Source organism: Duganella sp. CF517 (genome assembly GCF_900110275.1).
In the GTDB taxonomy this organism is placed as follows: Bacteria; Pseudomonadota; Gammaproteobacteria; order Burkholderiales; family Burkholderiaceae_D; genus Rugamonas.
On sequence record NZ_FODC01000002.1, the window covers coordinates 742,082 to 762,241 of the forward strand.

General features: G+C 63.5%; 27 protein-coding genes and 1 pseudogene. 11 read left to right on the top strand and 17 right to left on the bottom strand.

Annotated features, from left to right (window positions below; all coding sequences use genetic code 11):
- Positions 1-48 precede the first annotated feature (48 nt).
- From nhaR to BMX85_RS10265, 3 genes are all read left to right on the top strand, one after another.
- Positions 49-960: a transcriptional activator NhaR gene (nhaR, locus tag BMX85_RS10255; RefSeq protein WP_090316692.1), complete on the top strand. Its 912-nt coding sequence runs from the start codon at positions 49-51 to the stop codon at positions 958-960.
- A gap of 110 nt (positions 961-1,070) precedes the next feature.
- Positions 1,071-1,382, top strand: a complete 312-nt coding sequence (locus tag BMX85_RS10260) for a GFA family protein (protein ID WP_177196703.1) — start codon at positions 1,071-1,073, stop codon at positions 1,380-1,382.
- Positions 1,379-1,876 carry a hypothetical protein gene (locus tag BMX85_RS10265; RefSeq protein WP_090316698.1) on the top strand — a complete coding sequence of 166 codons (498 nt, stop codon included), beginning with the start codon at positions 1,379-1,381 and terminating at the stop codon, positions 1,874-1,876. Before BMX85_RS10260 ends, BMX85_RS10265 begins: the two co-directional genes overlap by 4 nt.
- Here BMX85_RS10265 and BMX85_RS30045 read toward each other — a convergent pair.
- Entirely contained in the window at positions 1,801-2,196 is a 396-nt protein-coding gene (locus BMX85_RS30045; protein WP_143067943.1) for a hypothetical protein, read from the bottom strand. The genes BMX85_RS10265 and BMX85_RS30045 overlap by 76 nt on opposite strands.
- 155 nt (positions 2,197-2,351) lie before the next feature.
- Between BMX85_RS30045 and BMX85_RS30445 the strand changes: the two are divergent.
- Together BMX85_RS30445 and BMX85_RS10270 are read left to right on the top strand one after the other, a co-directional pair.
- Positions 2,352-2,759, top strand: a pseudogene (locus BMX85_RS30445) (VOC family protein); the annotation flags it as partial.
- Positions 2,760-2,867: 108 nt separating this feature from the next.
- A complete protein-coding gene (locus BMX85_RS10270; RefSeq protein ID WP_229210409.1) occupies positions 2,868-3,194 on the top strand; it encodes a GNAT family N-acetyltransferase in 327 nt (108 codons plus the stop codon).
- Positions 3,195-3,255: 61 nt separating this feature from the next.
- Here the strand turns inward: BMX85_RS10270 and BMX85_RS10275 are convergent, their stop codons facing one another.
- Positions 3,256-3,981, bottom strand: a complete 726-nt coding sequence (locus tag BMX85_RS10275) for a hypothetical protein (RefSeq protein WP_090316701.1) — start codon at positions 3,979-3,981, stop codon at positions 3,256-3,258.
- 179 nt (positions 3,982-4,160) lie between these two features.
- On the opposite strand from BMX85_RS10275, the gene BMX85_RS10280 reads away from it, so the two are divergent.
- Together BMX85_RS10280 and BMX85_RS10285 are read left to right on the top strand one after the other, a co-directional pair.
- Positions 4,161-5,498, top strand: a complete 1,338-nt coding sequence (locus BMX85_RS10280; protein WP_090316703.1) for a hemolysin family protein — start codon at positions 4,161-4,163, stop codon at positions 5,496-5,498.
- A 111-nt stretch (positions 5,499-5,609) separates the two neighbouring features.
- The gene (locus tag BMX85_RS10285) at positions 5,610-6,008 is read left to right on the top strand and encodes a GFA family protein (protein ID WP_090316705.1); all 399 of its coding nucleotides are present in this window, start codon (positions 5,610-5,612) and stop codon (positions 6,006-6,008) included.
- 24 nt (positions 6,009-6,032) lie between these two features.
- On the opposite strand, the gene BMX85_RS10290 is transcribed toward BMX85_RS10285, so the two are convergent.
- From BMX85_RS10290 to BMX85_RS10315, 6 genes are read right to left on the bottom strand one after another with little or no spacing between them, the layout of a single operon-like run.
- Entirely contained in the window at positions 6,033-7,088 is a 1,056-nt protein-coding gene (locus BMX85_RS10290; protein ID WP_229210378.1) for an AI-2E family transporter, read from the bottom strand.
- Positions 7,085-7,675, bottom strand: coding sequence for an SCO family protein (locus tag BMX85_RS10295; RefSeq protein ID WP_090316709.1), 591 nt, complete (start codon positions 7,673-7,675; stop codon positions 7,085-7,087). The genes BMX85_RS10290 and BMX85_RS10295 overlap by 4 nt, the downstream gene beginning before the upstream one ends.
- On the bottom strand, positions 7,672-8,565 hold the full coding sequence (gene cyoE / locus BMX85_RS10300) for a heme o synthase (protein WP_090316711.1): 894 nt from the start codon (positions 8,563-8,565) through the stop codon (positions 7,672-7,674). The genes BMX85_RS10295 and cyoE overlap by 4 nt, the downstream gene beginning before the upstream one ends.
- Positions 8,566-8,574: 9 nt before the next feature.
- On the bottom strand, positions 8,575-9,738 hold the full coding sequence (locus BMX85_RS10305) for a COX15/CtaA family protein (RefSeq protein ID WP_229210379.1): 1,164 nt from the start codon (positions 9,736-9,738) through the stop codon (positions 8,575-8,577).
- A gap of 5 nt (positions 9,739-9,743) precedes the next feature.
- On the bottom strand, positions 9,744-10,322 hold the full coding sequence (locus BMX85_RS10310) for an SCO family protein (RefSeq protein WP_090316713.1): 579 nt from the start codon (positions 10,320-10,322) through the stop codon (positions 9,744-9,746).
- Between the two features lie 28 nt (positions 10,323-10,350).
- Positions 10,351-11,085, bottom strand: a complete 735-nt coding sequence (locus tag BMX85_RS10315; protein WP_090316715.1) for an SURF1 family protein — start codon at positions 11,083-11,085, stop codon at positions 10,351-10,353.
- A gap of 39 nt (positions 11,086-11,124) precedes the next feature.
- Here BMX85_RS10315 and BMX85_RS10320 point away from each other — a divergent pair, with 39 nt between their 5' ends.
- Positions 11,125-11,328, top strand: a complete 204-nt coding sequence (locus BMX85_RS10320; RefSeq protein WP_090316716.1) for a twin transmembrane helix small protein — start codon at positions 11,125-11,127, stop codon at positions 11,326-11,328.
- Between the two features lie 87 nt (positions 11,329-11,415).
- On the opposite strand, the gene BMX85_RS10325 is transcribed toward BMX85_RS10320, so the two are convergent.
- The 7 genes from BMX85_RS10325 to BMX85_RS10350 all read right to left on the bottom strand — a co-directional run bounded on the left by BMX85_RS10325 (position 11,416) and on the right by BMX85_RS10350 (position 17,441).
- Entirely contained in the window at positions 11,416-12,300 is an 885-nt protein-coding gene (locus BMX85_RS10325) for a cytochrome c oxidase subunit 3 (protein WP_090317688.1), read from the bottom strand.
- A 38-nt stretch (positions 12,301-12,338) separates the two neighbouring features.
- The gene (locus tag BMX85_RS10330) at positions 12,339-12,545 is read right to left on the bottom strand and encodes a DUF2970 domain-containing protein (RefSeq protein WP_090316718.1); all 207 of its coding nucleotides are present in this window, start codon (positions 12,543-12,545) and stop codon (positions 12,339-12,341) included.
- On the bottom strand, positions 12,532-13,128 hold the full coding sequence (locus BMX85_RS10335) for a cytochrome c oxidase assembly protein (protein WP_090316721.1): 597 nt from the start codon (positions 13,126-13,128) through the stop codon (positions 12,532-12,534). Before BMX85_RS10335 ends, BMX85_RS10330 begins: the two co-directional genes overlap by 14 nt.
- 1 nt (position 13,129) lies before the next feature.
- Positions 13,130-13,237, bottom strand: a complete 108-nt coding sequence (locus tag BMX85_RS30750) for a cytochrome oxidase small assembly protein (protein WP_218147319.1) — start codon at positions 13,235-13,237, stop codon at positions 13,130-13,132.
- 18 nt (positions 13,238-13,255) lie between these two features.
- Complete coding sequence (ctaD, locus tag BMX85_RS10340; protein WP_090316727.1) at positions 13,256-14,851, bottom strand: cytochrome c oxidase subunit I; 1,596 nt, start codon at positions 14,849-14,851, stop codon at positions 13,256-13,258.
- A 15-nt stretch (positions 14,852-14,866) separates the two neighbouring features.
- Complete coding sequence (gene coxB, locus BMX85_RS10345; protein WP_090316730.1) at positions 14,867-16,084, bottom strand: cytochrome c oxidase subunit II; 1,218 nt, start codon at positions 16,082-16,084, stop codon at positions 14,867-14,869.
- A gap of 430 nt (positions 16,085-16,514) precedes the next feature.
- Positions 16,515-17,441 (bottom strand): methyltransferase domain-containing protein, encoded by a 927-nt coding sequence (locus BMX85_RS10350; protein ID WP_090316733.1) that lies wholly within the window; start codon positions 17,439-17,441, stop codon positions 16,515-16,517.
- A 94-nt stretch (positions 17,442-17,535) separates the two neighbouring features.
- Here BMX85_RS10350 and BMX85_RS10355 point away from each other — a divergent pair, with 94 nt between their 5' ends.
- Genes BMX85_RS10355 through BMX85_RS10365 form a run of 3 tightly spaced genes read left to right on the top strand, consistent with a single transcriptional unit; the run spans position 17,536 to position 19,199 of the window.
- Positions 17,536-18,381 (top strand): ComF family protein, encoded by an 846-nt coding sequence (locus BMX85_RS10355; RefSeq protein ID WP_090316736.1) that lies wholly within the window; start codon positions 17,536-17,538, stop codon positions 18,379-18,381.
- Positions 18,382-18,413: 32 nt separating this feature from the next.
- On the top strand, positions 18,414-18,884 hold the full coding sequence (gene trmL, locus BMX85_RS10360) for a tRNA (uridine(34)/cytosine(34)/5-carboxymethylaminomethyluridine(34)-2'-O)-methyltransferase TrmL (protein WP_090316739.1): 471 nt from the start codon (positions 18,414-18,416) through the stop codon (positions 18,882-18,884).
- Between the two features lie 3 nt (positions 18,885-18,887).
- The gene (locus tag BMX85_RS10365) at positions 18,888-19,199 is read left to right on the top strand and encodes a hypothetical protein (protein ID WP_090316742.1); all 312 of its coding nucleotides are present in this window, start codon (positions 18,888-18,890) and stop codon (positions 19,197-19,199) included.
- Between the two features lie 177 nt (positions 19,200-19,376).
- On the opposite strand, the gene BMX85_RS10370 is transcribed toward BMX85_RS10365, so the two are convergent.
- Both BMX85_RS10370 and rfaE2 read right to left on the bottom strand, forming a co-directional pair.
- Positions 19,377-19,670 (bottom strand): hypothetical protein, encoded by a 294-nt coding sequence (locus tag BMX85_RS10370; protein WP_090316745.1) that lies wholly within the window; start codon positions 19,668-19,670, stop codon positions 19,377-19,379.
- Positions 19,667-20,152 (bottom strand): D-glycero-beta-D-manno-heptose 1-phosphate adenylyltransferase, encoded by a 486-nt coding sequence (gene rfaE2 / locus BMX85_RS10375; RefSeq protein WP_090316750.1) that lies wholly within the window; start codon positions 20,150-20,152, stop codon positions 19,667-19,669. Before rfaE2 ends, BMX85_RS10370 begins: the two co-directional genes overlap by 4 nt.
- Between the last annotated feature and the right edge of the window lie 8 nt (positions 20,153-20,160).

Sequence of the window (20,160 nt, forward strand, 5' to 3'; positions counted from 1 at the left end):
TTGAAGTATTACTTCGTAAAAACAGAAGATCAGCGGGAAGGAAGCATTTTGAAGACCAGTGGATTGAATTTCCGGCACCTGTATTTTTTCTGGATGGTGGCCAAGGAGGGTGGCGTCACGCGCGCCGCCGAGCGCCTCGGGCTGGCGGTGCAAACGATCAGCATGCAGCTGGCGTCGCTGGAGCAATCGGTCGGCAAGCAATTGCTCGAGCCGCAGGGGCGGCGCCTGGTGCCGACCGAGGCCGGCCGGCTAGCGCTGAGCTACTGCGACCAGATCTTCCTGCTCGGCGAGCAATTGCAGGACGCGCTCGATGAAGCCGAGGCCGGCAAGATGCGCTTGACGGTGGGCATCTCCGATTCGCTGCCCAAGCTGATCGCCTTCCGCCTGCTGCAAGCGACGCAGGAAATGGACAAGCAGGTGCGGCTGGTGTGCATGGAGGCCGAGTTCGAGGACTTGCTGGCCGACTTGGCGCTGGGCAAGCTCGACGTCGTGCTGACCGACCGCACGGTGCACGCCGGCGGCAGCCTCAAGGTGTTCAGCCACCTGCTGGGCGAAAGCGACATGAAGCTGTTCGGCGTGCCGCGCCTGGCCGATAAATACCGGCCCGGGTTTCCTGCCAGCCTGAACCACGCGCCGCTGCTCGTGCCCACGCGCAACAACGCGCTGCGCGGCCGCATCGACGCCTGGCTGGTGCAGCACGAGGTGCGGCCGGAGATCGTCGGCGAATTCGAGGACAACGCCATGCTCAACACCTTCGGCCGCAACGGCATGGGGCTGTTCTTCGCCACGTCGGCGCTGGCGCACGACATCGAAGAACAATTCGGCGCGGTGCTGGTCGGCGACGCGCCCGAGTTGCGCGAGCATTTCTACGCCATCTCCAACGCCCGCAAGATCAAGCACCCGGCGGTCGAAGCGATCCTGTCGGCGGTGCACGGCGGACCGTTCGCGGTGGCAAGCTGACAAGCGTTATCAAATCGGTTACAGTTTATCGACCACTGATGAAATGGGAGGACGCGATGTTGAAAGGTAGTTGCTTATGCGGCGGCGTTGCCTACCGCGCGGACGGGCCGGTGTCCCACGCCAGCCACTGCTACTGCACCATGTGCCAGAAACAGCACGGCGCGGCGGCCGGCACCTACGCCAACGTCGGCGCAGCCGGCTTCGCCTTCGAGCGCGGCGCCGATCTGGTGACGGAATACGCGTCGTCGGGCGACGGACGGCGCGGCTTTTGCCGCGTCTGCGGTTCGACCTTGTTCTGGCGCAGCACGCAAAGTCCGGACCGCATCGCCCTCACCCTGGGCACGATGGAACCGGAATACGACGCCCCGGTGGAGCGCGAACTGCACACCGACACCAAGCCGCGCTGGCTGCCGACCAGGTGAGCGACGCGCCGACGATCAGCGTAAAAAGGCTGAGGCACGTCGCGGGCGGCCTGGCGAGCGCCTTCTTCCATCGCAACAACGATGTCGGCGGCCAGTGGGCGCTTGGATTGCTGTACCGCGACGCGCCGGCGGACCTGCGCGTGCAACTGAACCTGCTTGACCACACCACCATTCCACCAACCGACATCGCGCGGCTGGTCGCCCGAAATTATGCGGAATTCCTGCGCCGCGCAGCGCTCAAAAAGGACATACCATTAAATGAGCTGGCGGAAGCCAAGGTCGAATTAAGCTTCGACGCCGATGTGCAAGTACCCGGCAAAGGTTGGGAATTTGTCGGCGATCCATTCATTTGCACGGTCACGCTGACGTTGAAAGACGGCAGGTTGGCCTCGACGCAACGGCTGGGCCTCTGCCTACGCTACGAAAAAGGCCGGTTCCCCGGACGCACGCCCGGCGACGACTCGATACTCGAATCGTTGCGGAGCGGCAACTGATTGGCGGTGATCGTGTCGCCGTCGGCGGTGGCGCGCAACGGAAAACCGATGATCGCACGCGGCGGCGCCTTTCCGTCATCGATGCCGTCGCGTCGCACGGCGGGCGGGGTCGAGCCGCTCAGCACACCGAATCCGTCCGCCAGTAGTAGCAATTCGGTTTGTCCGGTGGCGCCGGCGTGCAGCGACGCCGCCGTCCCCCAGGTGCCCGTCAAATGCCGGCGCAGCACATCGGTGGCATGCGCCCCCACCGGCCATGTGAGAAAGAGCGCCAGCAGACCAAGCGCCGACGCCGTGGTACCGGTAATTGTTCTCAGTTTCATTTTCCCGTTCCACCATCCAAGGGGGGTCAAGTCTGTCATTCGGACACGAACCCATCCATAAAAATACCAAAACCATCCGGCGCACCCGGCCTGACGGAGGGCTCGGCGTCATTTGCTAAAATGATAGCTGTAAATAGTCGATCGCCGGAATCTTTGTGCTTACTGGAATTTCCCATCTCACCCTTGCCTCCTCGGATCTGCCGCGCAGCGTCGACTTCTACACGCGCCTGCTCGATTTCCAGTTGATCGCCACGTGGGACACCGGCGCCTACCTGACCGTGGGCGGGTTGTGGATTTGCCTGTCGCTCGAGGCCGATCGAGCCGGCGCCGAGCCATCCGGATACACCCACTATGCGTTCGCGATCCGGGAGGGCGATTTCGCCGGGTTTCGCCAGCGCCTGCTGGCTGCGGGTGTTGTGGAATGGAAAGCCAATCGCAGCGAAGGCGAATCGTTCTACTTCCTCGATCCGGACGGCCATCAGCTCGAAGCACATGTCGGATCGCTCGCTTCGCGCATGGCGCGCTGCCGTGAAAAGCCCTACGCCGGCATGCGGTTTTTCGACACGCTCCACGTGCGCCAGGCCACCGTCGACGACATCGCGGCGATGTCGGCCATTCGTCTGGACGTCAAGGAAAACGTCCTGACCGATCCAAGCCGGGTGACGCAGCAGATGTACCTGGACTATCTGGACCTGCTCGGGCGCGGCTGGGTTGCGGAAATTGCGGGCGAGGTCGTCGGATTTTCCTATGCCGACAAGACCGACGCATCGATCTGGGCGTTGTTCGTGTCGCCGGCGCATGAAGGCAAGGGAGCGGCCAAGCGCTTGCTCGGCGTCGCGGTGGACTGGTTGTTCGCGCTCGGGCACGACGGCGTGCACCTGAGCACCTCGGCCGGCACGCGCGCCGACAAGTTTTACGCCGCCCAGGGGTGGACGCGCACCGTGTTGAACGACCGCGACGCCGCGTTCACGCTCACGAGGGCCGGCAGACCGACTTGACGACCTGTCGGATGTGACCGTGTCCGAATGACAGACTTGACCCCCATCGCTGGCGATCGTTTCATAAAATGCCTAATTGGAACTTCTGTGCGAGAAGGTCATCCCATGCGATGTACATGAATTGGCTACCGTCGGGATTGTCGATGTAACCGAACCAATTGCTGTTGTGCTTCATCTTTTCCTGAAGAAAACTTGCCCGTGCGATCAGATCGGTCGTCTTGATGACAGCGGCGCATAGCAACGTTCCTCCTTTCTTATCCAGATATGCCTGGACAGTCAGGTGCGGATACAGATGACCTTCTTCCCGATTCGCAATGGCCCTGGCGCGCTTCTCCAATTCCGTCTCTCCACCGCCCTTGGACCGCGTACGGATGGTGAAGGTGCGCCGCGGCACGCCCCATTGCACCCGGCTCGCCAACCCACGAATCGACGACGGATTGGCTTGAATATGCCAGGCGTCGATGCCCGCAAGCAGGTCCAACTGGTCAATGAAGTTTTTGTCTGAAACGGCTTCCACCGGCTGTAGCTTACCTCCGCCCACAATCGGCAGTTGCGAGATGCCTGGCCAAACAACGTTCACAAAATCTTCGGCGCTGGCCGACAACATTTTGATGACATGCTCTCGCGCGCTGGACGATTCCGCCAACGGCTTGATGGTTTTGAAAGTGAATGCCACTTGGTCTTCTCCGTCGTTTCCTGATCCGGTCTCGAGAATATCACCGCGCCGAGCAGCAAAAATCACACATTCCCACACGGCCAGCCTACCATCGGCATGGTTGACAGCCATCAAGTGCACCGGCTTCCACCACGACGCGCGCGGGAATTCGCGCGGGCGACTGAAAACCGCTCATCGGCTGCGGCTGCGACTCCAAAGACATTTTCGATTGATAAATGGCAATTTGCGCCCCATCTCCGCGCAGTCGTTTAAGATGCATGTTTTAACTACCTTATCGCCGCTCGGCCCCTATGCAAAACGTTATGCTTGTCGTGCTCGCCCTATTCCTGGTCGCGCTCAATGGATTCTTCGTGGCGGCCGAATTCGGCATCGTCACGCTGCGCAAGACGCGCGTTCGCGCCATCGCCAAGACCCAGGGACTACGTGGTCGCATCCTCGGCAAAGTACACGGCCAGCTCGACGCCTACCTGTCGGCCTGCCAACTCGGCATCACCCTCGCCTCGCTCGGTCTGGGCTGGGTCGGCGAACCGGCCTTCGCCAGCCTGCTCGAACCGTTTCTGACCGCCATCGGCATCGATTCGCCCAAGCTGGTCCACAGCATCGCCTTCGTCTTCGCCTTCGGCGTGATTTCCTTCCTGCACATCGTTGTCGGCGAGCTGGCGCCCAAGTCGCTGGCGATCCGCATGCCGGAAGCGATCGGCCTGTGGTGCGCGCCGCTGCTGTACGCTTTTTACTGGGCCATGTATCCGTTCATCTGGGTGCTCAACGGCAGCGCCAACCTGGTGCTGCGGCTGGCCGGCCTTGCCGGCAAGGGCGGCCACGACAGCCACTATTCGGTCGAGGAATTGAAGATGATCCTGCGCACCAGCCAGCCTGGTGAGAAATACAACAAGGACGAACGCAACATCCTGGCCCATTCGCTCGATTTCAGCGATCTGGCCGTGTCGGACCTGATGCGCCCGATCAACGAGGTGATCAGCCTGCACGCGGGCCGCGCACTGGCCGACAACCTGCAAACCATGCTGCGCAACCGCTTCAGCCGTTATCCGTACTACGACAAGGACGGCGAGACGGTGCTGGGCGTGGTGCACCTGAAGGATTTGTTCTTCGCCCAGCAATCGGGCAAGCCGATCACCGACCTGACGCCGTTCCTGCGGCCGGTGGAGACGATTTCGGCGCGCACGCCGGCGCTCGAGCAATTCCGCCGCTTCCGCGACGGCGCCCCGCACTTTGCGTTGATCGGTGAAAAGGGCAAGCGGCCGCTCGGCTTCATCACGCTCGACAACCTGCTCGGCGCGATGGTCGGCGAGATCCACGACGAGTTCCGCCTCAACGAGAACGACTGGCTCAAGCAGCCCGACGGCACGTTGATCGGCAAGGCCAGCCTGCCGATCTTCTCGCTCGAACGCACCTTGGGCATCGACATCGAGAACGAGGAATTGGGCATGGACGAGGTCGAGTCGGTCGGCGGCCTGATCATGCTGAAGCTGGGCGACATTCCGAAACAGGGTCAGCGCATCAGCTTCCGCCACTTCGACATCGTGGCCAAGAAGATGAACGGCCCGCGCATCCTGCTGGTGAAGGTCATTCCGAAGGATGACACCGAGGACAACGCCGATCTGGACTAGGGATCGGGGTGGGCGTAATCGCCGGGTCGGCCGGCCCGGCGGTTAGCGTTCAGTTTGCCGGCGAGCCAATCTACTGTTAGCCTTGGCGTTACCGAACCCGTCGGAGAGACCTTGAAAACCTACCATGGAAGCTGCCATTGCGGCGCCGTGCGCTTCGAAGCGGACATCGATTTGAGCCAGGGCACCCTGCGCTGCAACTGCTCGATCTGCACCAAGGTGCGGTTCTGGCCGGCCATCGTCCAGCCTTCGGCGTTCCGGCTCGTCTCCGGCGAAGCGGACCTCACCATCTATCAATTCCTGACCAAACGGGACAAGCATCTGTTTTGCCGCCATTGCGGCGTGCGCTCGTTCGGCATCGGCAGTTCGCCGCGCTGGGGCGAGTTCTACGCGGTCAATGTGACGTGCCTCGACGACGTCACCGCCGCAGAACTGATCGACGCGCCGATCACCTATCTGGACGGCCGCAACGACAATTGGGAAACGCCGCCGGACGAAGTGCGGCACCTGTAGCGAGGCCGCGCAGGCCAGCCTGGATCACACCGGCTGGCCGGTCCAGTTGCGCAGCAAGCCCAGCCCCACCGCCAGCAACGTCGGCCCGATGAACAGGCCGACGAAGCCGAACGCCAGCACCCCGCCCATCACGCCCAGCAGCACCAGGATGAACGGCAGGCTGCTGCCCCGGCTGATCAGCAACGGCTTGACGACGTTGTCGACGCCGCTGATCAGGAACACGCCCCAGACCAGCATGAACACGCCCCAGGCGACGCTGCCCTCGTTGAACAGCCACAGCGCCGCCCCGCCCCAGATCAACGGCGGGCCGACCGGGATCAGCGAGAACAGGAAGGTCGCCACCGACAGCAGCGCCACGGCCGGCACGCCGGCGATCAAAAAGCCGATCGCCGCCACCACCGACTGCGCCAGGGCCGTGCCCAGCAGGCCGTACATGACGCCGCGCACGGTGCGGCTGACGGTGTCGGACACCGACAGGCTCTGCTCGGCGCCGATCAGTTTGCTCATCGCGTTCGACAGCGAGACGACGATGTACTGGCCGTCGCGGTACAGGAAGAAGCTGACGAACACGGCCAGGCTGACCTGCGCCACGCCGCTGCCCAGCACCATGCCGCTGCCCAGCAGGAAATGGCGCGCCGGCTCCAGCATGCCCTTGGCGGTGTTGAGCAACTCTTCGCGGCTGCCCAGCAACTTGCGCAGATAAGTGTCGATGATATCGCCGACGATCGGGATATCCTTGAGCCATGCCGGCGGCGACAAAACGCCCGTGTCGAGGTCGCCCTTGAAGTGGTCGTAGAATTCGGAGGCGTTGTCGGCGATGTTCCACGTGACCAGGGTCAGCGGCACGACGATCAGCAGGGTCAGGCCGACGCTCATGATGATGGCGGCCAGCCAGCGCCGCCCCTTGACGCGCTCGAGCAGGCGCAGATACAGCGGCCAGCTGGAGATGGCGATGGCGCAGGCGAACAGGATCGCGGCCAGGAACGGCCGCAGCACGAACAGGCAGCCGATCACCAGCAGGATGACGGCGGCGAGCCGGGTGAAAGGCTGGAAGCGCTGGCCCACGGGTTCTCCGCTCATAACAACAGTTGTTTGATATCGTGGACGATCGGCGCCGGCCCCTGGTTATGGCGCACCAGCAGGCGCACCTTGCCGTTGCGGTCGAAGATGTAGCTGGCGGCGGTGTGGTCGATCGAATAGCTGCCCGGGGTCTTGCCCTCCACCTTGGCGTAGAACACCTTGAATTCCTTGGCGGTGGCGGCGGTCTGCTCGGGCGTGCCGTACAGGCCGACGAAGCGCTGGTCGAACGCCGGCACGTACTGCGACAGCAATTCCCTGGTGTCGCGCTCGGGATCGACGGTGACGAACAGCACCTGCACCTGCCCGGCCTGCGGACCCAATTCCTTCATCACGGCCGACATCTCCGCCATCGTGGTCGGACACACGTCCGGGCACTGGGTGAATCCGAAGAACATCACCACCACCTTGCCCTTGTAGTCGGCCATGGTGCGCGCCTTGCCGGTGTGGTCGGTCAGCGCGAAGTCGCGCGCGAACGCGGCGCCGGTGATGTCGACGTTCTTGAACGTCGGCGCCGCCGCGGTTTTCTCGCCGCAGCCGGCCAGCATCACGCAGACGGCCAGCAGGCCCAGGGCGAGAAGTTTTTTCATATTTTGTAGTAGTGGTCCACCAGCAGCGCCGCGAACAGCAGCGACAGATAAATGATCGACCAGGTGAACGCCTTGCGGGCGATCAAGTCGGTGTAGTGACGGTAGATTTTCCACGCGTGGTGCAGGAACACGGCGTTGAGGATGACGGCCGACACCAGGTAAATCAGTCCGCTCATCTGCACCGCGAACGGCAGCAAGGTGGTGGCGGCCAGCGCGATCGAATACAGCCAGACGTGGAACTGCGTGAACTGCATGCCGTGCGTGACGGGCAGCATCGGCAGGCCGGATTTGGCGTAGTCGTCGCGGCGGTACAGCGCCAGCGCCCAGAAATGCGGCGGCGTCCAGACGAAGATGATCAGCACCAGCAGCCACGCTTCCATCGGCACCTCGTTGGCGATGGCGGCCCAGCCCAGCGCCGGCGGCATCGCGCCCGACAGCCCGCCGATGACGATGTTTTGCGGCGTCGACGGCTTCAGGATCATCGTGTAGATGATGGCGTAGCCGATGAAGGTGACAAAGGTCAGCCACATCGTCAGCGGGTTGACCATGGTGTACAGGATCCACATGCCGGCGCCGCCGATCACGGCGGCGAACACCACCGTCTGCATGACGGTGATGTCGCCCAGCGCCATCGGACGGCGCGCGGTGCGCGCCATGCGGGCGTCGATCTCGCGCTCGGCCAGGCAGTTGACGGCGAAGGCGGCGCCGGTCAGCAGCCAGATGCCGATCGTGGCGGCGACCACCACGCGCCAGTCCGGCAGCCCCTCGGTGGCGAGGAACATGCCGATGACGGCGCAGAACACCGCCATCTGGGTGACGCGCGGCTTGGTCAGCGCCCAATATTGCGAGGCGCGGCTGGGTGGTTTGGAAATGGCGGTGTGAGTGGTCATCAGGTGTGCTTAGCGTTGCCGTGCCGGCAAGATCTGCGGGAAAGCCGAGCCTGAAGCTGCTTTTTTGGCAAGATCGTACTGGTACTTAGCCTTGTAGTTTAACATGGTAAGCAGCAGGACCAGCATGGCCGCGCCGGCGTTGTGCAGCACGGCGATGGTCAGCGGGAAGCTCAGGTAAATGGTGGCGACGCCGCTGGCGATCTGCACCGCCAGCATGATGGCGATGCCGCGCGCCACCTTGTGCAGCGCCGGGTGGTCCCAGGCGCGCCAGGCCGTATAGCCGGCCACCAGCGCGACGATGAAGCCCATGTTACGGTGCACCCAGTGGATCGCCGTGAGCGCCGAGAACGGCAAATAGTGGCCGGCGGCGGTCTTGCCCAGCTCGCGCCAAAGGGTGAAGCCGTGCGCGAAGTCCATCTCCGGCACCAGCTTGCCGCCGCACAGCGGGAAATCGGTGCAGGCCAGGGTCGCGTAATTGGTGCTGACCCAGCCGCCCAGCGCGATCTGCACCAGCAGGATCAGCGCCGAGGCGCCGGCCAGCAGACGGATGTTGCGCATCGCCGGCGGCGACGCCGTCACCGTGCGCACCGGCGAAATCAGCTGGTTCTGGCGGCCGCCGTACCACACCAGCAGCGCCAGCAGTCCCATGCCCAGCAGCAGGTGGATGGTGACGATCACCGGTTGCAGCTTCAACGTCACGGTCCAGGCGCCGAACGCGCCCTGCAGGCAGACGAAGAAGAACAGGAAGGTCGGCATGCCCGGCGCGTATTCGATGCGGGTGCGCCCGGACTTAATCCAGCGGTACCACGCCTGCGCCATCATCGCCACGATCAGCACGCCGATCGCCATCGCCAGGTAGCGGTGGATCATCTCGATCCAGGCCTTGACCACGGTGACCGGGCCGGTCGGGCGCAAGGCTTCTTCGGCGACGATCTGGGCGTGCGCCAGGAAGGGATTGGCGGCGCCGTAGCAGCCGGGCCAGTCCGGGCAGCCCAGGCCGGAATCGGTCAGGCGCGTGAAGGCGCCGAACACGATCAGGTCGAACGTCAGGAACACGCTGACCCACACCAGCTTGCGGTACTTGCTGGCGTCGGACGAGGTGTAGACCAAGGACAGCGGCAGCAGCGCGACCAGCAACGCCGTGACCGCCATTTGGATCAGGGTCATGTGCATGATGGCTATCCGATCGCCGAGGCTTTAAGCAGTTTGTAGAGGTCCTTGTGGACCTTGCGCACCTTCTCGGTGTCGCTGGAGACGGCGCCTTTCGGGAAGCGCATCATCAGGTTGCCCAGCGGGTCGATCAGGTAGACGTGGTCGGCGACGTTGTCCGCCGGCGCCGCTTTATCCAGCGGCAGCCACTTGTCGATGACGGCGGCCGGCGCGCGCAGCATGCGGGTGCCGTCGTTGACGCGCATCAGCACCGTATCGAGCGGCTCGCCGTCGGTGATCATCCACACGCGTTCGATGCGTTCCATTTCCTTGCCTTGCATGGTGCGCAGCTGGCGCATCGCGAACAGCTGGTCCTGGCATTGCTGCAGGCATTCGGACGGGCCGACCTTGAGCATGATCCATTTGCCCTTGTAGTTGTCCAAGGTGGCCGGTTTGCCGTCCAAGGTGGTGCTGGCCATCGGCGGGATCGGATGCAGGCGCGGATCGATCAGCGTGCCGTAGTTGGTCACGCCGCCCTTGGGCTTGACCACGTAATACATGAAATACGAAGCGATCAGCGGCGCGGCGCACACGGCCAGCACGGCCATCAGCTTCCAGCGGCCACGGGAGGTTTGGTTATTTGGCGGGTTTTGCACGTCTGAATCCGTTCACAACAAAGAAGACAACGGCCATCGCCGCCAGCGCGTACCACTGGAAGGCATAGCCCTGATGTTTTTCGACGCTCATCGCCGGCAGCGCCCAATCGCGCGCCATGCCGGCGTCGTCGCCGCCCGGCCTGGCCGGCGCGGTCTGCTGCAGCACGAACGGCTGCATCGTCAGCCCGCTCTGCTCGGCCACCTGCAACGGATCGGCGTTCTGCACGATCGCGTTCGGCGCCAGCGGCGGCGCCGTGCCCAGCTGCATGACGCGGCCCGGGTTCAGCCGCGCCACGCCTTCCAGCGTGACCTCGCCCGTCGGCGTGGCATAGGCCGGCAGCTTGTCGTGCTGCGCCGAATCGCGCGGCAGCCAGCCGCGCTGCACCAGCACATGCATGCCCGATCCGGCGATTCTAAACGGCATCAGCACGTAAAAGCCGGAGCGGCCCTGGTACGGGCGGTTATCCAGATACAGCGGCCAGCCGGCGACGAACCGGCCGGTGGCGGTCACGCGGCGGAATTCGACGGCGCCGGCGTCGAGCGGTTTGCCGTCGAGCACCAGCGGCCCGGCGAGGTTACCTTGGGCAAGTTTATCCTGTGCGGAGATTTTTTGCGCGGCGCGGCGTTCCTGCCAGTTGCCCAGCTGGATGCCGAGCGTCACCAGCAGCACGGTCGCCACGAACGGGATCAGTTTAAAACGGAAGCTGATAGGCATTACAATGGAGTCTCAATCATTTCACCGCCCGGTCCTGTCATGAAAATTGCTGTCGCCATCGCGTTCATCCTGATACTGGGCAGCCTGGGATCGGCCTTGTTCTTCCTGATGCGCGACAAAGGCAAAAGCAACAACACCGTCAACGCGCTGGCGCTGCGGGTGGGCCTGTCGATCGCCCTGTTCCTGCTGATCCTGCTCTTTTACAAGCTCGGCTACATCCACCCCACCGGCATCCGCACCTGAAGCGCCAAAAAAATAGCCGCAGCGGGCGCTCCCGTCTGCGGCTGTTTCGCCGCGACGACCCCGTCGCGGCATTATAACGCTGCGCCCTTACAGCCAGTACACGACAACGTACAACCCGAGCCAGACCACGTCGACAAAGTGCCAGTACCAGGCCGCGCCTTCGAACGCGAAGTGGTTGTCCGGCGTAAAGTGCCCCTTCAGCACGCGGTACAACACCACCGACAGCATGATCGCGCCCATCGTGACGTGGAAGCCGTGGAAGCCGGTCAGCATGAAGAAGGTCGAGCCGTAGATGCCCGAAGTCAATTTCAGGTTCAGTTCCGAGTACGCGTGCATGTATTCGTAGGCCTGGAAGCCCATGAAGATGGCGCCCAGCAAGACGGTGGCGAACAGCCAGATCGCCGTCTGCGCGCGGTGGCCGGCGCGCAGCGCATGGTGCGAAATCGTCAACGTCAGGCCCGAGGTCAGCAGCAACGCGGTGTTAATCGTCGGAATCGGGAACGGCCCCATCGTCTTGAACGTTTCCACCGTGCCGGCCGGGCCGGTGTTGCCCCAGTGCGCGGCGAAGTCGGGCCAGATGAACTTGTGATCGAGGTCGCCCAGCCACGGCATCGAGATGGTGCGCGCGTAAAACAGCGCGCCGAAGAAGGCGGCGAAGAACATCACCTCCGAGAAGATGAACCAGGCCATCGACCAGCGGTACGAGTAGTCGATGCGCTGGCTGTATTGGCCCGCTTCGGATTCCTTGATGGCGTCGCCGAACCAGAAATACAGCACGGTGATGATCGCCGCCAGGCCGACAAAGTTGACCGGCATGCCCCACGACACGTCGTTCACCCACGCCGAGGCGCCGATCATCGTGACCAGCAGCGACATGCCGGCGAACAGCGGCCATCTGGACGGACCCGGCACGAAGTAGTACGGCGCCGTGGCCTTGTGCGAACCGACGTGTGAACCGACCTGTGAACTCATCTTCATCTCCCTAAATCATTTATTCGAGGATGCTACTTTTATTGTGCCACTACTAATTTGACGATCGTGATCAGCAAGCCGATGAAAACGGCCACGCCGATCAGGGCGGCGATGACGATGTGCAACGGATTCAGCTTGGCCGAATCGGTATCGAAATCGCTCTTCCTGCGCAGGCCGAAAAACGACCAGAACACCGCCCGCAGCGAGTACAGGAACGAGGCGCTTTCCTTTTTATCGGATGGCATGGCCGGCGCCCCCGTTCACCGCGGCGGTCTTGGTCGCGGTCTTGTCCATGCCGCCCACCTCGAAGAAGGTGTACGACAGGGTGATCGTCTTCACGTCCTTCGGCAGCGCCGGGTCGATGAAGAACACCACCGGCATCTGCCGCGCCTCGTTCGGCTTCAGCGCCTGCTGCTTGAAGCAGAAACATTCGACCTTTTTAAAATGCTGCATCGCGTTTTGCGGCGCGTAGCTTGGTATCGCCTGCGCCGCGACATCGCGGTTTTGCGTGTTGACCACTTCGTACATCACCGTGGCCAGCTCGCCCGGGTGCACCGTCATGTTCGACACCGTCGGGCGGAAGCGGTACGGCCCCTGCGCGTTGGCGTCGAACTCGATGACGACGTTGCGGGTCTTGTCGACCTGCGTGTTCTTGTCGAACTCGACCGTGCCATCCTTTTGCGTCAGCACGTTCAGCCCCAGCGCTTCGCAGATCTGGCGGTAGAACGGATTGAGCGCGTAGGCGAAGCCGAACATCACCACCGCGATGACGATCAGCTTGCCCAACAGGGTGCGGTTCAAGCCGCTGGTTTCGTTGTCTCGGCTCAAGTCAGCTCAGCCAGATGCGTTTGACAAACACGGACAGGAAAAAGAACAGCGCCAGCCCGGCCAGGATCCAGCCGGTGCGCGCGTTGTTCGGCTTCTTATGTTCTGACATGATCTTAATCCAACCGCGTCACTTGAACTGCGGCGGGGTTTCAAAGGTGTGGAACGGCGCCGGCGACGGCACGGTCCACTCCAGGCCCTCGGCGCCATCCCATGGCTTCGCTTCGGCTTGCTTGCCGCCGCGAATGGTCGGGATGATCACGCCGAACAGGAAGAACACCTGCGACAGGCCGAAACCGAAGGCGCCGATGGTGGCGATCATGTTGTAGTCGGTGAACTGCGCCGAGTAGTCGACATAGCGGCGCGGCATGCCGGCCAGCCCCAGGAAGTGCATCGGGAAGAAGGTGACGTTGAAGGTGATCAGCGACAGCCAGAAGTGCGCCTTGCCCATCGTCTCGTTGTACATGTGGCCGGTCCACTTCGGCGACCAGTAGTAGAAGCCGGCGAACAGCGCGAACAGCGAGCCGGCCACCAGCACGTAGTGGAAGTGGGCCACCACGTAGTAGGTGTCCTGCAGCTGGATGTCGATCGGCGTCACGGCCAGGATCAGGCCGGTGAAGCCGCCGATGGTGAACACGAAGATGAAGCCGACCGCGAACAGCATCGGCGTCTCGAACGTCATCGAACCCTTCCACATGGTGGCGATCCAGTTGAACACTTTGACGCCGGTCGGCACCGCGATCAGCATCGTCGCGTACATGAAGAACAGTTGCGACGTCACCGGCATGCCGGTGGTGAACATGTGGTGGGCCCAGACGATGAACGACAGGATCGCGATCGACGCGGTGGCGTACACCATCGACGCGTAGCCGAACAGCTGCTTGCGGGCGAACGCCGGCAGGATCTGCGAGACGATGCCGAACGCCGGCAAAATCATGATGTACACCTCGGGGTGGCCGAAGAACCAGAAGATGTGCTGGTACATGACCGGGTCGCCGCCGGCGGCCGCGTTGAAGAAGGTGGTGCCGAAGTGGCGGTCGGTCAGGGTCATCGTGATGGCGCCGGCCAGCACCGGCATGACGGCGATCAGCAGGTAGGCGGTGATCAGCCAGGTCCAGCAGAACATCGGCATTTTCATCAGGGTCATGCCGGGCGCGCGCATGTTGAGGATGGTGACGATGATGTTGATCGAGCCCATGATCGACGACGCGCCCATCAGGTGCATCGCGAAGATGGCCATGTCCATGCCCGGTCCCATCTGGGTCGACAGCGGCGCGTACAGGGTCCAGCCGGCGGCGGTGGCGCCGCCCGGGACCAGGAACGAGGTCGCCAGCAGCAGCGCGGCCGGCGGCAGCAGCCAGAACGAGAAGTTGTTCATGCGCGCGAACGCCATGTCGGAGGCGCCGATCTGCAGCGGGATCATCCAGTTGGCGAAGCCGACGAAGGCCGGCATGATGGCGCCGAACACCATCACCAGGCCGTGCATGGTGGTCAGCTGGTTGAAGAACTCGGGCTGGAAGAATTGCAGGCCGGGCTTGAACAGCTCGCTGCGTATCATCAGCGCCAGCACGCCGCCCGACAGCAGCATGACGAACGAGAACCACAGGTACAGCGTGCCGATGTCTTTATGGTTGGTGGCGAACAACCAGCGCGACAGCCCGTGCGGGTGGTCGTGAGCGTGATCGTGGGCGTGATCGTGTGCGTGATCCAAGGTGCTTGTGCTCATTTGTAACGCTCCTGATTACTTACGTGCAGCCATGACTTCGGCCGGTTGAACGATGTTTTCGGCGGCCTTGTTCGACCAGCTGTTCCGGGTATAGGTGATGACGGCGGCGATGTCGGTGTCCGACAGCTGCTTCCAGGCCGGCATCTCGGCCGGGTATTTGCCGCTCTTCTGGCCGTTCAACAGCACATGGATCTGGTCGGCCCTCGGACCGTTGACGACGGCCGAGCCGTCCAGCGGCGCGAACGCGTTCGGCACGCCCTTGCCGGTGGCCTGGTGGCAGACCACGCAGTTGGCGGTGTAGACTTTTTCGCCACGGGTTTTCAGTTCGTCGATGGTCCAGGTCTTGGTCGGATCGTCGGCCAATGCCGCCATTTCCTTCTTCTTGCCGTCGACCCAGGTTTTGTACTCGGCGTCGGTGACGACCTTGACGACGATCGGCATGAACGCGTGCTCCTTGCCGCACAGCTCGGAGCAATAGCCGCGGTAGGTGCCGGTGTGCTCGGCCTTGAACCAGGTGTCGCGCACGAAGCCGGGGATGGCGTCCTGCTTGACGCCGAAGGCCGGGATCGACCATGCGTGGATGACGTCGTTGGCGGTGGTGACGATGCGGATCTTCTTGTTGACCGGCACCACCACTTCGTTGTCGACTTCCATCAGGTAGTTGTCGCCGCGCGCCTCGGTCGGCGCGAAGCCCGGCGCGCCCACTTGCGCGCGCGGGGTTTTCAGGTTCGACAGGAAGGAAATGCCTTGGCCGTCGCCGGCGAGGTAGTCGTAGCCCCACTTCCACTGCATGCCGGTGGCCTTGATGGTGATGTCGGGGTTGGAGGTGTCCTTCATGCCGACCACGGTGCGGGTGGCGGGCAGCGCCATGCCGATGACGATCAGGAACGGCACCACGGTCCAGGCGATTTCAACGGCGGTCGATTCGTGGAACGTGGCCGGCTTGTGGCCGACCGACTTGCGGTGCTTGAAGATCGAATAGAACATCACGCCGAACACGGCGACGAAGATGACCAGGCAGACCACCATCATCCAGGTGTGCAGGTCGTAGATTTGGGAAGCGATCTGGGTCGCGGGGGGCTGCAGATTCATCTGCCCGGGGACGGGGCCGCCGGTGCCGCCGGTCGCCGCGCCATAGGTGCCTGCCGCCGTCTCCGCCGCCCACGCTGGGATACTGGCTGCCGTCATCGTCAGCCCGAGCATCAACGATTGAAGTCGCTTCGCATGTGTCATGTTTTCCCCAACCACCCAAGAAATTAAAAATATTTTTTTAACGACTCCGGATTTCGGTGAACTGAACCGGCGCCGCTCCTTAAACAACTTCAGGCCCCATGCCAGCCACGTTTGAACAACTTCTTCAACGCGACCCCGGCGGGACCTTGAGACTTTTATGGTCGTCGCTACATACTGCCTACGGACAACATAAAAGCCTGATTCTGCTTAATTCAACTGCTTGTTCTTGTTCGTTCTGACTGCTTTCGCCTCGCGTCGGTGGGTTATAGCTGACGACGTGACTTGCTGGCAAAATTAGTCAATGATTATATATAACAACAACGACGCACATCAACAAATAATCCATTTTGCAACTCTTCCATCCCTTATAGCGCACTCAGCTTTACCACAGTGCGAAATGCGGAACGGCCGGTGAAACGCCGCAAACCCGCTACTGGCGCGGCTTGCGGGGCAGATCGAAGCGAATGATGGCTTCACCTTTGGAAGTCACTTTCGGCGCCGGCCGGAAGGCGTGGCCGTAGATGACCTCGAACGTCAGGCCCAGCTTGCCGTCCGGCCGGCGGGTCTTTTCCAGCGCGTCCAGCATGCGTCGCCAGGCGTGTTTGCCCATCAGTCCCCGGCCCACGGTATGCAGCGGATTGCCGCCCAGCGCGCGCACATCGGCCAGCAGCGCCGTCGGCGTGTCGTAGGTCACGGTGATCACTTCCATATCCAGCACCGGCGTCGAAAAACCGACCTCGACCAGCTGGTCGCCGAAGTCGTGCATGTCGACGAACGGCAGCGCGTGCTGGGCCAGGTCGGCCTCGGCGAACGCGGCGCGCAGCTCGCGGAAGGTATCGGGCCCGAAGCAGGAAAACATCAGCAGGCTGTTGACGCGCAGCACGCGGCGCCATTCGGCGAACACGCGGTCCGGCTGGGGGTGCCAATGCAGGGCTAGATTGGACCACACCAGGTCGATGGAGTTCGGTCCCAGCGGCAATTCGGCGAAATCCCCGCACAGCAGGTCGACGCCCGTCTTGGACGGCAACAGTTTGCTCAGCAGCTGATTCAGCGACGACTGCTTGCTCGACTGGCCTTGCGCGGCGCGCAACTGCGCTGCGGCGGCATCGAGGCCGAGGATCTGGGCGGCCGGGTAGGATTTCTGCAACAGCGGCAGGTCGGCGCCGGCGCCGCAGCCGGCGTCGAGCACGCGCTGCGGCGCGATTTTAATCAGTTCCAACCGGTCGAACATGCGCGACGACACTTCGCGGCGCAGGAAATCGGCCGGGGAAATGCGTTCGGGGCGGGAAAACAGCGCGCGCACACGCTCCAGATCGATAGGCGCACTCAGTTTGGGTGGATTTGCGGGCACATGCATCGTGGGATAGTCTGTAATGCGATAATGTCGGCAGTGTACATGGTTGAACGCGAATGCGACGCCTGGCGCCCGCGTTATTTGCCGGGAGCGTGGCATGCGTGGCAAGCTGATCGAAGAAACAACGGACACGGGCGGCGCCTTGACCGGCCCGGTAGGCGGCCTGCTGCGGCGCACCAGCGCCAGCGTCTTGCGGACGCTGCTGCCGACCTGCTGCGCGCTGTGCGGACAAGGCGGCGATGACACGCTGTGCGCCGATTGCGCCGCACAATTTTTCGGCGCCGCCGTCGCCGCCGCGCGTTGCGTCTGCTGCGCCAATCCGCTGCCCGGCGCGCTGGCGCCGGCGCAACACGGTGAGCAATTTTGTGCCTGCAAGCAGCAACACGGCCCGCCCGCGCGCCGGCTGTGCGGCCTGTGCGCCGCGCATCCGCCGGCCTTCGACGCCACATTGACGGCGGCGGACTACGCGACGCCGGTCGACCAACTGGTGTTGCAGCTGAAGTTCGGCCACCGGCTGGCGCTGGCCGCGCTGTTCGCGCGCCTGCTGCGCGACGCCGTGTCGCGGCAACCCGGCTTCGCGCTGCCGGCGCTGATCTGCCCGGTGCCGTTGGGGCCGCGCAGGCTGGCCGAACGCGGCTACAACCAGGCGCTGGAAATCGCCAGGCCGCTGGCGCGCGGCCTCGGCGTCGCGCTGCATCCGCGTCTGACGGCGCGGGTGCGCGAGACGACGGCGCAAAGCAGCGTCGCGCCGGAGCAGCGCCGGCGCAACATCGCCGGCGCGTTCGCCGTGCCGGACGCCGCGCTGGTGCGCGGCAGGCATATCGGCATCGTCGACGACGTCATGACCAGCGGCGGCACGCTGGACGAACTGGCGGCGACACTGAAGCGCCACGGCGCCGCGCGCGTCAGCAACCTGGTGTTCGCCCGCACGCCGCCGCGTTGAATCGCGCTTTGAATTGAATTGAGGAGAACATTTTGTTTCACGTAGTGCTGGTCCACCCCGAAATTCCGCCGAACACCGGCAACGTCATCCGTTTGTGCGCCAACACCGGCGCGCAGCTGCACCTGATCGAACCGCTGGGCTTCCCGCTGGAGGATTCCAAGCTGAAGCGTGCCGGGCTGGATTACCACGAATACGCCAGGATGAAGGTGCACGCCGACTGGCCAGCGTTTTTGACGGACCTGCAGCCGGACCCGTCGCGCATGTTCGCCATGACCACGCACGGTTCGTCGCCGTTCGCGCAGGCCAGCTTCCGGCCGGGCGATGTGTTCGTGTTCGGCTCCGAAACCAGCGGCCTGCCGCCGGCGCTGCGCGACAATTTCCCGCCGGCCCAGCGCATCCGCTTGCCGATGCGTCCCGACAACCGCAGCCTGAACCTGTCGAACACGGTGGCGGTGGTCGTGTTCGAAGCGTGGCGCCAGAACGGCTACGCCGGCGGCGCCTGAGCGATGGCCGCCGCCTCGCATCTGCCCGGGCGCATCAGCATCGCGATCGCCACGCTATCGATAGTGCTGGCGACAATGCTGAACCTGGGGGTGTTCAACGAAGACGCCAGTTACCACGCGGTCCGCGACGCCGACAATTTCTTTCGCGCGGTAGCCGTTGGTTTCATCGGCGGCATCATAGGGTTGGGTTTCGCGTGGCAAGGATTGCGGCGCGGCGGCGGCAAGTCGTGGACCAACTGGATCGGCCTGACGCTCAGCCTGTTGCCGCTGCTCGTCATCGCCACATTCATCGTGTTGATCTTCTCACGCCGCTAACCCACCACGGGGTCAGTGCCGACATTCGGACACGAACTGATCCGAAGTAGACGGTTTAAGGCTGAGCTAGTGTCCGAATGTCGGCACTGACCCCCATGTTTTTGACGTAACGGAAAAAGGCGGAGCTCGTGTCCGAATGTCGGCACTGACCCCGTGGGGGGGGGCGCGTCGGGGCATTCAGCGTCTGCGCCGTCTGGCAACGTAGCGCGCCAGCGCCAGCGCGCCGGTGCCGACGGCGCTGACGATGACCGTCGAGGCGGCAAACAGCGCCGGCGGATTGCGCATGCCCAGCACGTCGGCCGTGAACGCCAGCGCCACCGCCGCCATCAGCTGCGCCGGCAGCATGAAGCGCAGCTGCCGGAACGCGACCGCGTCGCCACGCTGCCACAGCCGCCACGCCACGTACGTTACCGGCCCCCACAGCACGCCAATGAAGGCCAGCACCGCCACGGCGATCAGCAGCAGCCTCATGCCGGACGCTGCGCGCGCACCTTGGTCAACAACTTGGTCGTCGAGCGGTCATGCTCGAAATCGATGGCGATCGCTTGCCCGCCGTAGGCCAGCACCGCCTTACCTTCCGGAATCGCATCCATCTGATAATCGCCGCCCTTGGCGTAGATCTCGGGCCGCGCCTGCTGCACCACCTGTAGCGCCGTGTCCTCGTCGAAGTCGACCACCAGGCTGACCGACTCCAGCGCCGCCAGCACCGCCATGCGGTCGGCGCAGTTGTTCAGCGGCCGGTCGTCGCCCTTGCCCAGCCGCTTGACCGAGGCGTCGGTGTTGGCGGCCACCACCAGCGATGCCCCCAATGCACGCGCCTGCGCCAGATAGGTGACGTGGCCCCGGTGCAGGATGTCGAATACGCCGTTGGTCAGCACCACCGGCTTGGGCAGCGCGGCCACGCGCGCGGCCAGTTGTTCACGGGTGCAAAGCTTGTCTTCAAATTGGGGCATGTGGGTCT

Excerpts from the sequence above, each read along its gene's own strand:
- BMX85_RS30045 (WP_143067943.1), bottom strand. The coding sequence starts at position 2,196 with ATGAAACTGAGAACAATTACCGGTACCACGGCGTCGGCGCTTGGTCTG.
- BMX85_RS10270 (WP_229210409.1), top strand. The coding sequence starts at position 2,868 with ATGTACCTGGACTATCTGGACCTGCTCGGGCGCGGCTGGGTTGCGGAA.
- BMX85_RS10275 (WP_090316701.1), bottom strand. The coding sequence starts at position 3,981 with ATGGCTGTCAACCATGCCGATGGTAGGCTGGCCGTGTGGGAATGTGTG.
- BMX85_RS10280 (WP_090316703.1), top strand. The coding sequence starts at position 4,161 with ATGCAAAACGTTATGCTTGTCGTGCTCGCCCTATTCCTGGTCGCGCTC.
- BMX85_RS10290 (WP_229210378.1), bottom strand. The coding sequence starts at position 7,088 with ATGAGCGGAGAACCCGTGGGCCAGCGCTTCCAGCCTTTCACCCGGCTC.
- BMX85_RS10295 (WP_090316709.1), bottom strand. The coding sequence starts at position 7,675 with ATGAAAAAACTTCTCGCCCTGGGCCTGCTGGCCGTCTGCGTGATGCTG.
- cyoE (WP_090316711.1), bottom strand. The coding sequence starts at position 8,565 with ATGACCACTCACACCGCCATTTCCAAACCACCCAGCCGCGCCTCGCAA.
- BMX85_RS10305 (WP_229210379.1), bottom strand. The coding sequence starts at position 9,738 with ATGCACATGACCCTGATCCAAATGGCGGTCACGGCGTTGCTGGTCGCG.
- BMX85_RS10310 (WP_090316713.1), bottom strand. The coding sequence starts at position 10,322 with ATGGCCGTGCTGGCCGTGTGCGCCGCGCCGCTGATCGCTTCGTATTTC.
- BMX85_RS10315 (WP_090316715.1), bottom strand. The coding sequence starts at position 11,085 with ATGCCTATCAGCTTCCGTTTTAAACTGATCCCGTTCGTGGCGACCGTG.
- BMX85_RS10320 (WP_090316716.1), top strand. The coding sequence starts at position 11,125 with ATGAAAATTGCTGTCGCCATCGCGTTCATCCTGATACTGGGCAGCCTG.
- BMX85_RS10325 (WP_090317688.1), bottom strand. The coding sequence starts at position 12,300 with ATGAGTTCACAGGTCGGTTCACACGTCGGTTCGCACAAGGCCACGGCG.
- BMX85_RS10330 (WP_090316718.1), bottom strand. The coding sequence starts at position 12,545 with ATGCCATCCGATAAAAAGGAAAGCGCCTCGTTCCTGTACTCGCTGCGG.
- BMX85_RS30750 (WP_218147319.1), bottom strand. The coding sequence starts at position 13,237 with ATGTCAGAACATAAGAAGCCGAACAACGCGCGCACCGGCTGGATCCTG.
- ctaD (WP_090316727.1), bottom strand. The coding sequence starts at position 14,851 with ATGAGCACAAGCACCTTGGATCACGCACACGATCACGCCCACGATCAC.
- coxB (WP_090316730.1), bottom strand. The coding sequence starts at position 16,084 with ATGACACATGCGAAGCGACTTCAATCGTTGATGCTCGGGCTGACGATG.
- BMX85_RS10350 (WP_090316733.1), bottom strand. The coding sequence starts at position 17,441 with ATGCATGTGCCCGCAAATCCACCCAAACTGAGTGCGCCTATCGATCTG.
- BMX85_RS10355 (WP_090316736.1), top strand. The coding sequence starts at position 17,536 with ATGCGTGGCAAGCTGATCGAAGAAACAACGGACACGGGCGGCGCCTTG.
- BMX85_RS10365 (WP_090316742.1), top strand. The coding sequence starts at position 18,888 with ATGGCCGCCGCCTCGCATCTGCCCGGGCGCATCAGCATCGCGATCGCC.
- BMX85_RS10370 (WP_090316745.1), bottom strand. The coding sequence starts at position 19,670 with ATGAGGCTGCTGCTGATCGCCGTGGCGGTGCTGGCCTTCATTGGCGTG.
- rfaE2 (WP_090316750.1), bottom strand. The coding sequence starts at position 20,152 with ATGCCCCAATTTGAAGACAAGCTTTGCACCCGTGAACAACTGGCCGCG.